The sequence below is a fragment of the Synechococcus sp. BIOS-U3-1 genome (assembly GCF_014279975.1).
In the GTDB taxonomy this organism is placed as follows: domain Bacteria; phylum Cyanobacteriota; class Cyanobacteriia; order PCC-6307; family Cyanobiaceae; genus Synechococcus_C.
In genome coordinates this window covers 2,647,676-2,662,445 of sequence record NZ_CP047936.1, presented here as the reverse complement: position 1 = coordinate 2,662,445, position 14,770 = coordinate 2,647,676, and the positions used below count along the sequence as shown (strand labels likewise).

The 14,770-nt window shown below is 57.0% G+C and carries 14 protein-coding genes and 1 pseudogene; 7 read left to right on the top strand and 8 right to left on the bottom strand.

Annotated features, from left to right (window positions below; all coding sequences use genetic code 11):
* Nucleotides 1-3: 3 nt before the first annotated feature.
* Nucleotides 4-1,275, bottom strand: a complete 1,272-nt coding sequence (locus SynBIOSU31_RS14355; protein ID WP_186491117.1) for a molybdopterin molybdotransferase MoeA — start codon at nt 1,273-1,275, stop codon at nt 4-6.
* Nucleotides 1,256-1,732 carry a cyclic pyranopterin monophosphate synthase MoaC gene (gene moaC / locus SynBIOSU31_RS14350; RefSeq protein ID WP_186491115.1) on the bottom strand — a complete coding sequence of 159 codons (477 nt, stop codon included), beginning with the start codon at nt 1,730-1,732 and terminating at the stop codon, nt 1,256-1,258. Before moaC ends, SynBIOSU31_RS14355 begins: the two co-directional genes overlap by 20 nt.
* 80 nt (nt 1,733-1,812) lie before the next feature.
* On the opposite strand from moaC, the gene SynBIOSU31_RS14955 reads away from it, so the two are divergent.
* Both SynBIOSU31_RS14955 and SynBIOSU31_RS14340 read left to right on the top strand, forming a co-directional pair.
* A complete protein-coding gene (locus SynBIOSU31_RS14955) occupies nt 1,813-1,974 on the top strand; it encodes a hypothetical protein (RefSeq protein WP_186491113.1) in 162 nt (53 codons plus the stop codon).
* A gap of 306 nt (nt 1,975-2,280) precedes the next feature.
* Complete coding sequence (locus tag SynBIOSU31_RS14340; protein WP_186493152.1) at nt 2,281-2,748, top strand: nitrate reductase associated protein; 468 nt, start codon at nt 2,281-2,283, stop codon at nt 2,746-2,748.
* On the opposite strand, the gene SynBIOSU31_RS14335 is transcribed toward SynBIOSU31_RS14340, so the two are convergent.
* A complete protein-coding gene (locus SynBIOSU31_RS14335; RefSeq protein WP_186491111.1) occupies nt 2,729-4,957 on the bottom strand; it encodes a molybdopterin oxidoreductase family protein in 2,229 nt (742 codons plus the stop codon). The two genes, SynBIOSU31_RS14340 and SynBIOSU31_RS14335, sit on opposite strands and share 20 nt — an antisense overlap.
* A 79-nt stretch (nt 4,958-5,036) precedes the next feature.
* Nucleotides 5,037-6,605 carry an MFS transporter gene (locus tag SynBIOSU31_RS14330; RefSeq protein ID WP_186491109.1) on the bottom strand — a complete coding sequence of 523 codons (1,569 nt, stop codon included), beginning with the start codon at nt 6,603-6,605 and terminating at the stop codon, nt 5,037-5,039.
* A 255-nt stretch (nt 6,606-6,860) separates the two neighbouring features.
* Here SynBIOSU31_RS14330 and SynBIOSU31_RS14325 point away from each other — a divergent pair, with 255 nt between their 5' ends.
* The 3 genes from SynBIOSU31_RS14325 to SynBIOSU31_RS14315 all read left to right on the top strand — a co-directional run bounded on the left by SynBIOSU31_RS14325 (nt 6,861) and on the right by SynBIOSU31_RS14315 (nt 9,065).
* Nucleotides 6,861-7,445 carry a molybdenum cofactor guanylyltransferase gene (locus SynBIOSU31_RS14325; protein ID WP_186491107.1) on the top strand — a complete coding sequence of 195 codons (585 nt, stop codon included), beginning with the start codon at nt 6,861-6,863 and terminating at the stop codon, nt 7,443-7,445.
* Nucleotides 7,442-8,491 (top strand): GTP 3',8-cyclase MoaA, encoded by a 1,050-nt coding sequence (locus SynBIOSU31_RS14320; protein WP_186491105.1) that lies wholly within the window; start codon nt 7,442-7,444, stop codon nt 8,489-8,491. Before SynBIOSU31_RS14325 ends, SynBIOSU31_RS14320 begins: the two co-directional genes overlap by 4 nt.
* An 82-nt stretch (nt 8,492-8,573) precedes the next feature.
* Complete coding sequence (locus SynBIOSU31_RS14315; protein ID WP_186491096.1) at nt 8,574-9,065, top strand: redox protein; 492 nt, start codon at nt 8,574-8,576, stop codon at nt 9,063-9,065.
* Between the two features lie 53 nt (nt 9,066-9,118).
* Here SynBIOSU31_RS14315 and SynBIOSU31_RS14310 read toward each other — a convergent pair whose 3' ends face one another.
* The 4 genes and pseudogenes from SynBIOSU31_RS14310 to SynBIOSU31_RS14295 all read right to left on the bottom strand — a co-directional run bounded on the left by SynBIOSU31_RS14310 (nt 9,119) and on the right by SynBIOSU31_RS14295 (nt 12,139).
* Nucleotides 9,119-9,286, bottom strand: a complete 168-nt coding sequence (locus SynBIOSU31_RS14310; RefSeq protein WP_186491095.1) for a DUF4278 domain-containing protein — start codon at nt 9,284-9,286, stop codon at nt 9,119-9,121.
* 169 nt (nt 9,287-9,455) lie between these two features.
* Nucleotides 9,456-10,259, bottom strand: a complete 804-nt coding sequence (locus SynBIOSU31_RS14305; RefSeq protein ID WP_370593639.1) for a type 1 glutamine amidotransferase — start codon at nt 10,257-10,259, stop codon at nt 9,456-9,458.
* A 194-nt stretch (nt 10,260-10,453) separates the two neighbouring features.
* Nucleotides 10,454-10,627, bottom strand: a pseudogene (locus tag SynBIOSU31_RS14300) (DUF1830 domain-containing protein); the annotation flags it as partial.
* 216 nt (nt 10,628-10,843) lie between these two features.
* Entirely contained in the window at nt 10,844-12,139 is a 1,296-nt protein-coding gene (locus SynBIOSU31_RS14295) for a glycosyl transferase (protein WP_186491091.1), read from the bottom strand.
* Nucleotides 12,140-12,208: 69 nt separating this feature from the next.
* Here SynBIOSU31_RS14295 and SynBIOSU31_RS14290 point away from each other — a divergent pair, with 69 nt between their 5' ends.
* Together SynBIOSU31_RS14290 and SynBIOSU31_RS14285 are read left to right on the top strand one after the other, a co-directional pair.
* Nucleotides 12,209-13,939 carry an alpha-amylase family glycosyl hydrolase gene (locus SynBIOSU31_RS14290; protein ID WP_186491089.1) on the top strand — a complete coding sequence of 577 codons (1,731 nt, stop codon included), beginning with the start codon at nt 12,209-12,211 and terminating at the stop codon, nt 13,937-13,939.
* Entirely contained in the window at nt 13,936-14,757 is an 822-nt protein-coding gene (locus tag SynBIOSU31_RS14285; RefSeq protein ID WP_186491087.1) for an HAD-IIB family hydrolase, read from the top strand. Before SynBIOSU31_RS14290 ends, SynBIOSU31_RS14285 begins: the two co-directional genes overlap by 4 nt.
* The last annotated feature ends 13 nt before the right edge of the window (nt 14,758-14,770 follow it).

The window sequence follows — 14,770 nt, the reverse complement described above, 5'->3', positions numbered from 1 at the left end:
TTCTCAGAGCATTCGCCGTCGCAACAGCTGTGCCCAGAGCTGATCCCCGCGTTCCAGTTCACCTGACTCTGCAGGAATTTCCAGTAGCAGATCTGCATTCTGCAGTGAGCCGATGCGTGAGGAGGCCTGGGATCCATCGATTCGGGCACGCAGTTGCCCGTCGGCGGTGCAGATCAGCGAAGCCCGGGCTAGTTCCGGCCGTCCTGGCCGACGTCGGTAAGGCGTTTCAAGGTTCACACGCAGTCTTGGTAACAGCTCCGGTTGCTGCTGGCCCTCCAGCACCTGTAGTGCTGGCCAGAGCAGTTGCAAAGCGGTGATCGCTGCTGCTACGGGATTGCCTGGCAGGCCAAAGAACGGCACGTCAGTGCCCACGCAGCCAAAGGCGAAGGGCCGACCTGGTTTGAGGAACAGTTTCCAGAAGTCCACCTCGCCAAGCTCCGTCATCAACGGACGGATCCAGTCGCTGTCACCGGCGGAGACACCTCCGGTACTCACCAATACATCACAGCAGGCGCTTAGCTCAAGGAGCGTTTCGCGCAGTGCGTGCGGTTGATCGGCCACCACCCGGCAATCCCATGCTTGGTAGCCAAGACGCCTCAGCAGACCTTTAAGCAAGGTGCTGTTGCTTTCCCAGATGGCTCCTTTAGGTCGCTGTTCACCTGGAGGCACCAGTTCATCGCCGCTGATCAGCAGCCCGATGCGTGGTTGGCGATAAACATCCAGTTGCTGGACGCCACAGCTGGCAGCTTGGGCAAGATCAGCAAGTCCGAGGTGCTGCCCTGGTTTCAGCAAGATGGATCCTTGACTGCATTCCTCGTTGGCCGGCCGGATCCATGGGTTGGCAGAGGCTTCGTGTTTTAAGCAAAGACTGTCGTTCGTCCTCTGCACCAGTTCTTGGGGGAGAACCCAGTCAGCCCCTTCAGGCAAGGGTGCACCGGTGAGAATTCGAATAGCTTCACCGTGGGCAAGCACAGTGGTGTAAGGGTCGGCCGGTGCGGATCGACCAACCAACCTCCAGGTGTCATCAACGGCTGGTTGCTGCCTTTGGCCCAGGGCGTAGCCGTCCATGATCGAGGCCCTAAAGCCGGGAACATCGGCCCTGGCCAACACCGGGGCTGCGTTGACGCGCTCAAGGGCATCATCTAGCGCGACCGTTTCGATCGACGGTTCAGTACGACGCGATGTTTGATCCCGGATGGAAGCCAGAATTTGTTGTCGCGCTTTTGTCAGGGGCAAGCCCTCGCGGCCGTAGGGGTCAGCAGCTCCAGCTTCCATGGCGACCCCCGTCTTTGTGCATGAGCTGAATTCGGTTGATCGTCATGCCTGGTTCAACCGACTTCAACATGTCGTAGAGGGTGACCAGTCCAATGGAGACGCTTGTCATCGCCTCCATCTCCACGCCGGTCTGACCGGTCGTGCGACAGCTGACCCTCACAGTCAGACCAGGAAGCGATGGGTCAGGTTCAATCGACACGTCGATGCCGCTCAAGGGCAGCGGGTGGCAAAGAGGAATCAGTTCCGATGTGCGCTTGGCGGCTTGAATGGCAGCGACGCGTGCCACGGCCATTAGGTCGCCTTTGGAGGTTTCGCCGCTCAGCACCAGCTCCAATGTGGAGGTGCTCATCACCAGCGAACCCATCGCGGTTGCCTCGCGTTTGGTGATGGCACGATCACCGACTTCAACCATGTGCACCTCACCCTGACCGGTGAGGTGCGAAAGCTGTTCAGACATCAATGAATCGGTTGCTGACTGAGTTCGTCAGTGTTGATCAGCGATCACCCAGTACAGACCACATTGCAGCCTGAGAGGTGATGACTGGCTCCACCTGGGTTGAAGACTCTGACGACATCACTGGAGGGACTGCAGCTCGCTGGCTACGGACCATCTGTACAGCCAGAGAGGCCACGATGAACGCGCCGATGAAACCTGCTGCAACGGTGATTGGGCTGCGGCTTGCGCTGGTTGTTGAGTAGGAGCGAATCATTCTGAGATGGACAATCTGCTCTCACTATGGATAAAAACTGTAAGAATCGCTACTGAGCTCACTGAAACTTTGCAGTGTCGACCCCTCTTGCGGGGAGTTGATGAGCAGGAGCCCTGAAGCCAATCCTTCGGAGGCCAACCAGCCATGGGCCGAGCCGAAAATCATTCCCAAACAAAGGGCGAAACGCATTGAAGTGAAGAACGTTGAGCTGAGCATCTCTGCTTTGCTCAACGTCGTTGGTCGTTGTTGCCACTGTTTTCAGCTAGAGATATGCAAAGCGTTGTTGTTACTACCAATGCATCCGCAGCTGGATCAGTCGCGGCACTGTTTTGCATTCGAACAGGACTTCATTGGCACCTGGCGATGTATCCCGTTGTGTGTTCGCCGCAAACTTGATTTGGCAGGAATCAAGCTCAAGCTCAGTCATTGGTTGGCGATGAGTCATGAGCAGCGTCAGCGTCTGGTCGACTGGGGCGATTCCCCCGAGCACCTCGCTCAGATGCGCGATCACCTGCGCGTCTGCACGGCTGCGATGGCGGATGGCATGGTCAAAGATCTGCCTCCTGCTGTGAAGGAGCCCTGGCAACGGCCGGCTCAGCTTCCCGATCAGCTTCTGGATGCGGCTCGTCTTCGTGGCATCAACCTGACTTCACAGGCCTGGATGAGGCTGCGTGAGCTGGATCGCTTCGCTCTCTGCAAGCTGGTGCGCCCTGGCCATGATCATCACAACCTTGATGCCGCGTTCAGCGAAGTGCTGGGATGAGCATCCTGCGCAGTCTCTCCAGTCGTCCGCTCTGTTGTTCGACCGGTTGCATCACTGAGACGGCCGGGGCAACCACCACTGCCGTTGCCTTGAGTTCAGGTTGTTTGGAGATCGGGCAGGCCTGATCGTGCATCAGGGTGTTGGCCTCGCAGGCGTCGGATTGCGTGAACCCCCAGTGCATCGGAAGAAAGACTGAGCCCTTGCGGATCCGATCGGTCACACTGACGCGTGCTGTGAGTGTGCCTCGCCTGGAGGTGATCGCCGCCAGACCCCCATCCTCAATGGAGAATCGTTCCGCATCACTAGGATGAATTTCCAGGCGGGGTTCCGGGTGCATGCTGTTCAGGCGCTTCACTTTTCCAGTGCGCGTCATCGTGTGCCACTGGCCGAGGTAGCGACCAACGGTGAGCACCAGTGGATAAATCTCACAGGGTGGTTCCGCCAGTCCCAGCGGAGCATCCGCTTGGAATCGGGCACGCCCGTTGGCTGTCGGGAATCGCTTACCGACGTATAGACGCTTGGCTGCTTGTGTCGGCTCATGGCCGAGGGGGAAAGGCCATTGCTGGGGACCATGCTCGTTCAACAGCTGGTGGCTCAGCCCTGATACATCGCAGATCCGGCTAGCGGACAGAGCGGCAAATTCGCTGTACACCTCTGCAGATGAGGCGTAGGTGAACTGTTCGACGAACCCCAGACGACGTCCGAGCTCTGCGAAGACCTCCCAGTCGGGCCGGCTGTCGCCATGTTGTGGTCTGAATGCCGGGCAGAGCGTCACACGGCGCTCCGAATTTGTCATGGCTCCAGACTTTTCGCTCCACTGCGATGCCGGCAGCAGCAGGTGGGCGTAGTGAGATGTTTCTGTGTCGGCATAAGCCTCGCTCACCACCACGAGGGGGCAACGTTCCATCGCTGCCTTGACCCGCTCCAGATCAGGCATGCTCACCAGGGGGTTCGTAGCAGCAACCCACCAGAGATCCAGCTCACCCCGCTCCATTGCTTCCACCTGTTGCCAGGCACTCAGACCAGGTTCTGCAGCGATGGATCCTGAGGCCAATCCCCAGGCCTGCTCCACTTCGGAGCGATGCTCCGGGTTGGCCACCAGCCTGTAGCCCGGCAGCAGATGGGCCAGGCCTCCGGCTTCACGGCCGCCCATGGCATTGGGCTGGCCTGTCAGTGAAAACGGTCCTGCACCGGGCTTACCGATTTCGCCGGTGAGCAAATGCAGATTGATCAGTCCACTGACTACGGCGGTGCCCTCCCTGCGTTGGTTCACGCCCATGGACCAGAGGCTGAGGATGCCTGCTTTGCGGCTCCAGAGCCTGCCAACGTCGCGTAGTTCCTGTTCTGTGATCCCGCAGAGCTTGGCGGTCTCCTGCGCTGACCAGGCATGAATGGTTTTGGTGTAGTCAGAGAACCCTTCCGTCGCGGCATCAATGAAATCGCTGTCGAAGCCGTTGTCTTCAATGACGAGTCGAGCCAGACCGTGGAGCAGGGCGAGATCGGTGCCCGGGGCGATGGCTAGATGGTGGTCGGCAATCTTGGCCGTGTCTGTGCAACGAGGGTCCACGACAACGATGGTGAGGCCCTTTGGATCACGTTTTTTGCGTTTGAGCAGGCGCTGGAACAGCACGGGGTGGCATTCGGCAGTGTTTGTTCCGATCAGGAATGCAACAGAACAGTGATCGAGATCCTCGTAACAACAGGGAGGACCGTCCGAGCCAAGGCTGCGGGTGTAGCCGGCCACCGCTGAACTCATGCAGAGGCGTGAATTGGCATCGAAATTGTTGGTGCCCAGAGCTCCTTTCAAAAGCTTCTGGGCCATGTAGTAGTCCTCGGTGTGGAACTGGCCGGAGCCATACATGGCGATGGCATCGGCCCCTTTCCCGCGGAGGGTGCTGCGAATCCGCCCTGTCAGGAGGTCAAAGGCACTGTCCCAGCTGATCGGCTGGAAATCATCGTTGAACGTTGGCCGGTACAGAGGCTGAGCCAGCCTGCCTTTAGCCAGCGTCTCTCCCACTGTGGCCCCCTTGATGCAGACCTGTCCGAGGTTCGATGGATGCTGTTTGTTGCCACGCGCAGTCCACATCGGGTTACCTTCGGCATCCCGTTTCACGGATTTTCCGGCTTCTCCAGGTGGCATTAGTTCCAGACCGCAGCCCACGCCGCAGTACGGGCACTGACTCTGAATGCTTTCGCAGGGACTGGTCATCAATGAGGCCGATGGAATGAGAGATCCCCGGTGCTGTTTGCACCGGGGATCTGTGATTGCAGTCGAGGCTGCTGATGGTTCAGCGAGCCAGGGCTGGCGTGGATGATGAGGGACTTTCACCTTCGTGCAACTCAGCGAAGGATCCCTTGGGTTCTTTGAGGAAGAAGAAGCAGAAGAAAGCCACGATCAGTCCTGCGATTCCCAGAATCTGGAAAAAGGTGCTGTTGGAGGCTGCAATCACCTCAGGGGAAGGATCTTTCCCTCCACCCATCCAGAGCGGCAGCAGGCTGAAAATGGTGAGGTAAGTCACGGCGCCAACATTGCCGTAGGCCCCAACCAGGCCTGCCACCTGACCAGTAACCCGGCGTTTCACCAGCGGTACGAGGGCGAATGTTGCTCCTTCCCCAGATTGAACGAAGAAGGAAGCAAGCATGGTGATCACCACAGCAATGAAGATTCCTGTAGAACCGCTGAATGTGCCCGGTTTGATCTGGCTCATCACCAGATAGCCGATGCCCAGTCCGGCTGTGAGAAAGCCCATGGTGTTTTTTCGGCTGCCGAGCTTGTCGGAGATCAGACCACCAGCTGGTCGAGCCACCAGATTTACAAAGGCGAAACAGGACGCCAAAATTCCTGCTGTCGCTTTCGGCAGGTCGAATGTGGTTTCAAAGAAGGTTGGCAGCATTGAAACCACAGCTAGTTCGGAACCGAAGTTCACGATGTAGGTGAGTTCAAGGATGGCCACCTGACGGAACTCATAACGATCTTCTTTGGGATACACCTTGGTTCCCATGATCAGATCACGGTTGGTTCGGATGATTCCCCAGGTTTGGAAGATGAACCAGATGAGTACAGCCAATAGGGCCAGTGGATATGTTCCAGTGTTTAGGAATCCAACTTTCTGAAGTCTCCAGCACAGCACGCAGAGGATTGCTGCGAAGGGAACATTCATGCCTAGCAATCCCCAGAAATCCCTCATCGAGGTCACTTCAAGACCTGCAGTCTTCTCAGGTCGTTGATACTCCTTTCCTGGCGGCGTGTCGCTGACATTGAAGAAGTAAATTACCCCATAGACGGCGGAGATAATTCCCGTTAAAGCAATCGCTCCTCGCCAGTTCAGGGCTGGGCCAGTCGGCAGCTCGAATCCCCCGGAGAAGGAGAGAAAGCCAGCTAGGGCTACCAGGCTCAGCGCTGAGAAGGCGGAGCCGAAGTTACCCCAGCCGCCATAGATGCCCTCTGCCAGGCCAATTTCTTTGGGAGGAAACCATTCGGCCACCATGCGGATGCCGATTACGAAGCCAGCGCCCACGATGGAGAGAAGCAGTCGAGACACCACCAGTTGATTGAAATCCTGGGCTGATGCAAACATCAGGCAGGGAATGACCGAGAACACCAGCAGGGTGGAATAGGTGCGGCGAGGACCGAATTTATCCAGCAACATGCCAATCAGCACACGGGCTGGAATGGTGAGTGCAACATTGCAGATTGCAACCGTACGGATCTGACCGACAGTCAGTCCAAGATCTGCTTTAACGGTTGTGGCCAGTGGTGCCAGATTGAACCAAACGACAAAAGTTAAAAAGAAAGCAAACCAGGTGAGATGAAGTGTTCGGTATCTCCCCTGGAATGACCAGAGTTCGCCAAGCATGGGGTTTGTTGGTGTAGAGATTCAAACCCCGGTGTCGAAACGAAGGCACTCAGGATTTCAAGATACGGCGCTCATGCAGACCGCCGATTAATTGCACCATTTGGGGCCTTTAAGAATCGTTGCATTGGCTACAAAATTGCATTGCTGAGGTTTTGCTTCAATTGTGTTTGTAAGTGACTTGAGTCTTTTTAGTAGTCGTTGTGACTGCACTGTCGTTGGCCTGAGGTGTTACCAAGGCTCAAGACCTTCGGTTCTATGTCTCGTCGTCTTCTGGGTGTTGTTCTTGCCGGCGGTGCCAGTCGTCGCATGGGTGCAGATAAGGCCTTGCTGAGCCATCCGGATGGATCGCGCTGGCTTGAGGCTCAGGTCCAACTGTTGCGCTCAGCGGGTCTTGAGGTCTGTGTGCTGACGGGTCATGTCAGTCATCACGAGCTGCTTAGCACTCGCAAAGGTGTGACTGTCCAAGCTGAGCCATGGCAGCCGGCAGGTCCCCTCTGGGCCTTGAGCTGTCTCCTGCACGATCGTGATGATGAAGCGCTGCTCACCTTGCCTGTGGATATGCCCGGCTTACGTCTGGAAGCATTGCAGCAACTGATCCGTTGCTGGAGAACGCAGCAATCCAGAGCGTTTGTTGCCGATGATGGCTCCAGGCTCCAGCATCTATTTGGCATCTATCCCTCCGGTGCGCTCTATCGCAAGGCGCTTGACGATGAGCTGACGGAGGGGAAGGGTCGTTGGCGCGGCTGGCTTGAACGTATTCCTTATGACACGGTGAAACTTCCCCCTGATCAGTTGGTCAATGTCAATCGGCCCATTGATCTGGCAGCGTTAATTCGATGATTGCCGCATCTCCCCCGATTGACCAGAGGGCTCGAGCGCTCGGGGTGCTGCGGATGTCGCTCACGGCACGCTGCAATCTGGCCTGTCCTTATTGCTGCCCCGATGCTGTGGATCCCCCAGGTCTGCTCAGCCTTGAACAGCAATTGCGACTGATCCGGGTTGCTTCCCGATTGGGGGCCCATACTCTGCGGCTCACCGGAGGCGAACCGTTACTGAGCGATCGGTTGCTCCCGCTGCTGGAGCAGGTTGCCTTGGGGCGTGCCACTCCTGGCAATCCTCTGCAGGGTCTACGGCAGGTGGCACTCACCAGCAACGGTGTCTTGCTGACGCAGGAACGGGCTCGTGCTCTTCGTGCTGCTGGCCTCGAACGGATCACCATCAGTCTTGATGCGGTCGAGGGTGAGGTGGTGGCGCGCATGGCTGGCCTGCGCGGTGGCGAGCCTGCTGGAACGCGACTGATTCAACAGGTACTGGCTGGTCTTGAGGCGGCTCGTTCGGCCGGATTTGACCCTGCTGTCGGCGCCCTAAAGCTCAATGCGGTGATCCAGCGGGGCGTGAACGACGATCAGTTGATTCCTCTAGCAATGTTGGCCCGTCAGCAAGGGCTGGAGCTGCGCTTAATCGAATTCATGGATGTGGGCAATCGCAACGGTTGGGCCATGGAGCAGGTTTTGCCTGCAGCCGTGATGGTCGATCGCATCAGCCGCCAATGGCCGTTGTCGTCACTCGGTCGATCACCGGGTGGTACTGCCTTGCGCTGGCGTTATCGCGATGGCGTCGCTGCCATTGGTGTGATCGCCTCAATTACTGAGCCGTTCTGCGGAGACTGCAACCGACTGCGCATTACCGCTGATGGGCAAGCCTTCACTTGTCTGTTTGCAGCTCGTGGAACAGATCTGAAACCGGCTCTGACCAGTGACGATGACCTGGAGAGAGAGATCTGTGCCCTGTGGCAGAGAAGGCTCGACCAGTACAGCGAGGAGGGCCGGGGCCAGGCTGCTTTCAGGACGTCACCTCATGCAGAGATGGCTTATCTGGGTGGCTGAACCGTTATCGACGGCACCGTTTCAGTAGAGAAAGCTCGGTAAAAACAGTTCAGAGTTCGGGCCTTCATCCGGCCCATCGGTGATGTTCGAACTGTTGTCTTTCGAGCGGTTTCGCGACACGCCTTCTGTGCGTTTCTTTGACGTCACGGTTGAGACGTCCAATGCCCGTGATCTGGTGATTCACTCCGGCCCTGCCGTGAGTCCACCAGATGACCCCGAAACAGGGGCCTGGCAGTTTTATATGCATCCCAATCAGGAAGACAATCTTCTGGCTGCCAGTGGTGGACGAACGTTTTACTTGGTGAATCTTGCCTGGGAGCAGCCGTTTCACATCGTCAGGCTTGAAGGTGGTGGCGATATCTTGCGCATCCCCCCGCGGACCTTCCACCGTTCCATCTCTGATCCGGATGGCTCTGTGGTGTTGAACCAGGCTGTTCGAAAGCCTGGAGTGTCTCTTGTGCAGGAATTTCGCGTGTACAACAGTGCGCGGATCCCTTCGCTGATGAATGCAACGACGACGTCGGATGCCAAACCCCAACTGCACGGGGTCAGACCCCTGCCACTAGCGGCTTAGGTCAAATTTTTTATAAGTCATCTTCAGTGAGGATGGCTTGCAACAGCGCCATTTCAGTGGATGTACGCGACACCTCGGTATTTCAATTCGACTCTTTCCCGTTGGGCTTCGGCCTGGCGTGTTTGATAGACCTGCCGGCGATAAGTGAGCTTGATAGCTGGTTTTTTTGCAAACTCTTTGTACTGGTCGTAGGTGTGGCCGCGATAGAGAAGCGTACTCATGATTCAGTTATCCGAAGCAAGCTCAGGTCCCCGTTCCATGGCCTGAGTTGTACTGCGCTTCACCCAAGGATGAAGTGAACGTTGTGTAGTAACTACTACACGACAATTTTGATTGAGTGGATTGTTGTTGTGGTTTTCAAACTGATACCAGTTTCGAAATGTTTTGGATTTACTGACTGCTGATGTTTTGTAGCTGACTGAACACATTGGTGAACAACTGGGCCCCGCTTTTTTGCAGATGCCCGCCAAGTCGCTTCCAGTCGTTGCGAAGCTGATCGGCTCCGTTTTTTCCGATTGCGCTAACGATGTAAGCGGCGTCGGCTTGAATCCACCGCTCCAGGTTTGGTTTTGAAATTTCGAGGTGGCACTGAAGGCCTACGGCATGTCGATCGATTTTGAACACTTGCTCTGGGCAGTGCAATGACGATCCAAGCAAGGTGGCCTCATCGGGAAGTCGGATGCGGTCGCCATGCCAGTGCAGGGCCAGTGCACTGGGATCAAGGCCATGGAGTAGTGGTTCTTCGCTGGGGTCGACCAGCCAGTGGATGGCTCCAATCCCCAGTTCCTTCAGGGGTGCAGAAGGTTCTCCCACGCTGAGCGGCTCCACCGATCCTCCCGCCGCCACGGCTAGCAATTGGGCTCCCAGGCAGATTCCCAATACTGGTTTTTTCTGCCGATGCCAGCTCGACAGCCACTCCAGTTCATGACGAAGCCAATCCATCTTCGGGTCGTTGCGTTGGTTCACCCCCATCGGTCCTCCAAGCACCACGGCAATGGTGTCTGGAGTGCTGGCCGGGTCGGGTAGTTGCTCTCCGAGATCTGGACGGATCGTCTGGATGCTCATGCCTCGTTGCATTGCGAGTTCATGGATCAGATCAGGACCCTCGTGATCAACGTGTTGAATCACCAGCAGGGATTGATTCATAACAAGAGGTAGCGCTGAGAAAGTGGCAGCTCGTCGGCGGGCGCTCATCTGAGCAGCTTGCCATCAGCGAACACCTCATAGGTTTATGAGTCGACGCTCATCTTCGGCAGGGTGGAGTTGAGCTTCGGGGAGCTTTTGTTGATTCAGCGGGTGTCCGCGACCGCCATACAGGTTCGTTCAAGCCCCAACTGTTGTTGGAGATCGGCATCCATCGCGTAGTCGGCTGTATATGCTCGTACATCCAACATCTGACCTTGTGGAGACATCATCCAGAGTTCCAGCTGAGCCTCTTGTGGAGCTTCAAACCAGAACATCTCTTTGGGCATGACAACCTTTTCCAGGTAAAAGTGCGATTCCCCAATGCACTTCACAATCACCATCTTGTCAGTGTTGTTGCGGTACGCGCATTCGATCATCTAGTTGCAAAACTCGCTCCTTTAATATCGTCAAAATCTGACAGGTCAAATGTCTGATTTGTCACAAAACGAGCCTCTGCAATATTTCAATTTTACAGGCTTGATACCAAATCTTTTGATTCGGTAGTTGTCGCAACATTGATTGAAGTTCGCTGTGTTACACCCATCATCTTTTGTTCACTGATTTCCACGAAAAGCTTTAGTTCATGCTCAGCCTCAAGCTGCTGCGGTTGTTGAAGCGTTGGCCTGGACTTCGAGTCTTGCTGGTGAGTGGTTGGGACGTCTAAGTCTGATGGCGCTTGTTGTGTAGCTCGGTGACTCGCGCCCGACTCTGCCTGCTTGTGCGAGGTCCATTGCAAAGGATGGATTGCAGCTGTTCAGTCGTGACCAGCTGGGCAGCTGATGTGCGATCGGCGAGGCCAGCAGACCGCTCAGGCTTGGGCGCAGCAGGTCTGCAAACCTGTGCAATGCAAGCTCCTCTCCATGACGGTCGTAGGGAAGACGGTTAATGGCGGAGTCGAGCCCGAATTGGCGCACTCTGTCTTCTCCGACACGCCGGTAAAGCACCTCCAGGGTGGGTAGTTGATCCATCGACATCACGCAGCCCTCGTGTTCCATCAGGCTGCGCAAGACAGTGCAGAAGATTTCGCTGGCCATGCGTTGCAGGCCTTCGTCAGGTTTGTTCCCCAGGCTTTTGTGCTTGTGATCGAACAACCCCAGATCCACCTGCGTAATCCGGCTGGGTGCCACGTGGCGATACACCTCGGAGAGCAGTCCCATCTCCAGTCCCCAGTCGGAAGGGATCCGCAGGTTCATCGCCAGGTCGCGGGTGAAGGCGAATTCACCAGCCAGTGGATAACGAAAGGTCTGGAGGTAGCGGAGGTAGGGCAGTGCGCCGAAAATCTGTTCCAGGCTTGCCAGTAAGGGGCCAACGAACAATCGTGTAGCGCGCCCCTGCAGCGCCTGGGTTTCTAACGAGAGTCGGCTGTAGAAGGCCTTCACATAGGCCATCCCATGGGATGGGTTGAGCAGTGGTCGCAGCATTCGCTCCGGATAGCCAGAACCAAAGGTGCGGATGTCTGCGTCAAACAAGCCGATCACTTCCGCCTGCTGGCAAGCCACTCCCAGTCCTTGCCAGACAGCCCAGCCTTTGCCAGGTGGGCCGGTTAGATCCAGGCCCAGGCTGCCCATGGAGGAGAGCACTTCATGCACTGCCGGGCCGTTGGTCCAGTGCACCTGCACTGGGAAAGGCATGTTTGCAAAGAAGGCTTCGGCTGCATCGACGTCCTCGATGCTGTCGGCGGAAAGGGCGATCACCAGACTGGAAAGTCCCGTAAGCGTGGATAAGGTGTCGCGGATCAGGCTCAGGGCTGGCCGCTTGAATTCCTCCATCAGACACGGAATTAGCAAAGCGGTGGACCTTTGCCGAAGCTCCTGGTTGAAGTCGATGGCGTCGAGATTGCCAAGGCTGTAATCATGAACCGTGGTGATCAGGCTTTGCTGAAAATCCATGCGGTGTTCGATGCGACAACAGAGGAGAAGAACTTGTTCCATACCTGAACGACGTTCTGGTGGAACCTGATGCAGCCTCCGCGCGATCAAACGCTGCGAATCCTGCTAAGTGATCTCTACCCGCATAATTCTTCCGCCGATCTCCAAGCGTTGTCGTCGCAATTGCTGCAAATTCTCGGACCGGCTTCGGCGTTTGCCGATTCGGCAGACCCGAATCACTGCTGGCATCGAGACGATGTGGTGCTCATCACCTATGCGGATTCTGTCGTTGATGATGCAAAACCTGGATTGCAGGGGCTTCGCAGCTTTGTGAATCGCCATCTGCAGGTGTTTGCATCTGTGATTCATGTGCTGCCGTTTCTTGAGTCCACCAGTGATGGTGGGTTTGCCGTTTCGAGTCATGAGCAGTTGGAGGAGCGGCATGGCGACTGGAGTGATCTCGCTGCGTTGGCCGAGGGCCGTCGATTGATGGCCGATCTGGTGCTCAACCATGTTTCTGCATCTCATCCATGGGTGCGTCAGTTTTTGAGAGATGAGGAGCCTGGTCGCTTGTGTGTGCTGGAAGCTGCCCCTGATCCCTGCTGGGACGACGTGGTCCGTCCGCGCAGTTCAGCGCTGTTCACCCATCTGCGGAGCTCTGTCGGTCAGCGTCAGGTGTGGACCACATTCGGACCGGATCAGGTTGATCTGGATTGGCGTTGTCCTGAAGTTCTGCTTGGCTTCACGCGTTTGTTGAAGCAGAAGCTCGCCCATGGTGTGCGCTGGATTCGACTCGATGCCGTTGGCTTCGTCTGGAAGGAGCCGAACACCTCGTGCATTCATCGCCCTCAAGTCCATCGACTGGTCGAGGTGCTGCGACATCTGCTCACCTACGCCTGCGCTGGTGGTGGCGTGGTGGTGACGGAGACCAACGTTCCGGAGGAGGAGAACCTCTCCTACCTGCGCAGTGGTCGCGAAGCCCATCTCGCCTACAACTTCCCGCTTCCTCCCCTGTTGATGGAGGCCGCCATGAGCGGGTCTGCTGATCTGCTGAACCGCTGGCTTTCGCGCTGGCCCCAACTGCCAAACTCCACTGCATTGCTCAACTTCACGGCATGCCATGACGGCGTGGGGTTGAGGCCTTTGGAGGGTCTGATGCCCCAGCGGCGTCTGTTGAATTTGCTGATTGCCTGTGAGCAGCGAGGTGGCTTGGTGAGTCACCGTCGACTCGCTGATGGGGATGATGTTCCCTATGAGATCAACATCAGCTGGTGGAGCGCCATGGCCGATGCCGGTGTCGATCCAGCTCATCTTCAGCGCCAGCGTTTTCTGCTCACCGAAATGCTGAAGTTGGTGCTTCCAGGCATTCCTGCCTTTTATCTACCAGCCTTGCTTGCGAGTCCGAATGATCTGGCTCGCTTTCGTCAAAGTGGTCATCGCCGGGACATCAATCGCCCTCAATTCAAAGCAGCAGCGCTGGAGCGGCGCCTTGATGATCCCGATAGCGATGCAACCGCTGTGTTGACGGCTCTGCGCCATGCACTCACGTTGCGTGCCGAGCTACCTGCACTGCATCCGGACAGCGTCTTGGACGTGCTTAGTGTCGATCGCGTGGATCGTGTCGTTCTGCGTTGCTCCCATCAGGGTCACAGTTTGGTGGCTGTGCACAACTTCACAGCCTCACGTTTGACGTTTGATCCCACCGTTATGGGCGGCCGAGATGATCTGGTCTGGGTCGATCGCCTCACTGATCAGCAGTTTGCGCCGCGAAGGCGGCATGCACTCGAGCCGTATGCCGTGCTCTGGCTGGTGCAGGCATGACGATGACTCCACACTCCAACTGGTGGGTTGTGACTGATCTCGACGGCACGCTGATGGATCATCACTACGACTGGTCAGCCGCGAAGGACGCGATCCGTTGCCTTCAGCGTCACGGCATTCCCGTGATCCCCTGCACGAGCAAGACGGCTGAGGAGGTGCTCCGCTTTCGTGAGTTGGCGGGTCTGCATGATCCGTTCATCGTCGAGAACGGTGGGGCCATCTATGGAGAATCCGCGACTGGTGAGGTATGGCGCCAAGACCTGGGTCCATCCTGGAGACAGCTCAGACCGCAACTTGCTGATCTAGAGCGTGAGCTCGGGGAGCCGCTCCATGCCCTTGATGATCTCAGTGACATGGATGCCGATCGGCTCTTAGGCCTCAGCGGTGAGGCTCTGCAGATGGCACAACGCCGTCAGTGCAGCGTTCCCTTCGTCCCACCGAAGCTCCCTGAATCGCGGCATCGTCTTCGGGTGCTGGCTGAAATGCGTCAGCTGGGAGTGGTGCAGGGCAATCGTCTTGGTCATCTGCTGGGTGCCGGGGTGAGCAAGGGCCAGGCATTGCAGACTCTCAAACAACGTCAGGGAGTTCCGGACGTGAAGGTGCTGGCCCTGGGGGATTCGCCGAATGACCTGGCGCTGCTGGATGCCAGCGACTGTGCGGTGGTGGTTCCAGGAGCAGCCGGACCCCATCCCGAGCTGAAGGTCGGCGTGGCCGAGGGTCGTTACCAACTGGCGCCAGCACCCCATGGCGAGGGTTGGTCGGCAGCAGTGTTGAAGTGGATTCCAGGGTTGCACGACAACAACACACTCCTTTCCTGAAAGCCTGTTCTGC

Coding starts and splice junctions, on each gene's coding strand:
- SynBIOSU31_RS14325 (WP_186491107.1), top strand. CDS start 6,861: ATGTCTCGTCGTCTTCTGGGTGTTGTTCTTGCCGGCGGTGCCAGTCGT.
- SynBIOSU31_RS14305 (WP_370593639.1), bottom strand. CDS start 10,259: ATGAGCGCCCGCCGACGAGCTGCCACTTTCTCAGCGCTACCTCTTGTT.
- SynBIOSU31_RS14330 (WP_186491109.1), bottom strand. CDS start 6,605: ATGCTTGGCGAACTCTGGTCATTCCAGGGGAGATACCGAACACTTCAT.
- SynBIOSU31_RS14320 (WP_186491105.1), top strand. CDS start 7,442: ATGATTGCCGCATCTCCCCCGATTGACCAGAGGGCTCGAGCGCTCGGG.
- SynBIOSU31_RS14355 (WP_186491117.1), bottom strand. CDS start 1,275: ATGGAAGCTGGAGCTGCTGACCCCTACGGCCGCGAGGGCTTGCCCCTG.
- SynBIOSU31_RS14295 (WP_186491091.1), bottom strand. CDS start 12,139: ATGGATTTTCAGCAAAGCCTGATCACCACGGTTCATGATTACAGCCTT.
- SynBIOSU31_RS14310 (WP_186491095.1), bottom strand. CDS start 9,286: ATGAGTACGCTTCTCTATCGCGGCCACACCTACGACCAGTACAAAGAG.
- SynBIOSU31_RS14290 (WP_186491089.1), top strand. CDS start 12,209: ATGCAGCCTCCGCGCGATCAAACGCTGCGAATCCTGCTAAGTGATCTC.
- SynBIOSU31_RS14335 (WP_186491111.1), bottom strand. CDS start 4,957: ATGACCAGTCCCTGCGAAAGCATTCAGAGTCAGTGCCCGTACTGCGGC.
- SynBIOSU31_RS14315 (WP_186491096.1), top strand. CDS start 8,574: ATGTTCGAACTGTTGTCTTTCGAGCGGTTTCGCGACACGCCTTCTGTG.
- SynBIOSU31_RS14285 (WP_186491087.1), top strand. CDS start 13,936: ATGACGATGACTCCACACTCCAACTGGTGGGTTGTGACTGATCTCGAC.
- moaC (WP_186491115.1), bottom strand. CDS start 1,732: ATGTCTGAACAGCTTTCGCACCTCACCGGTCAGGGTGAGGTGCACATG.
- SynBIOSU31_RS14955 (WP_186491113.1), top strand. CDS start 1,813: ATGACTGGCTCCACCTGGGTTGAAGACTCTGACGACATCACTGGAGGG.
- SynBIOSU31_RS14340 (WP_186493152.1), top strand. CDS start 2,281: ATGCATCCGCAGCTGGATCAGTCGCGGCACTGTTTTGCATTCGAACAG.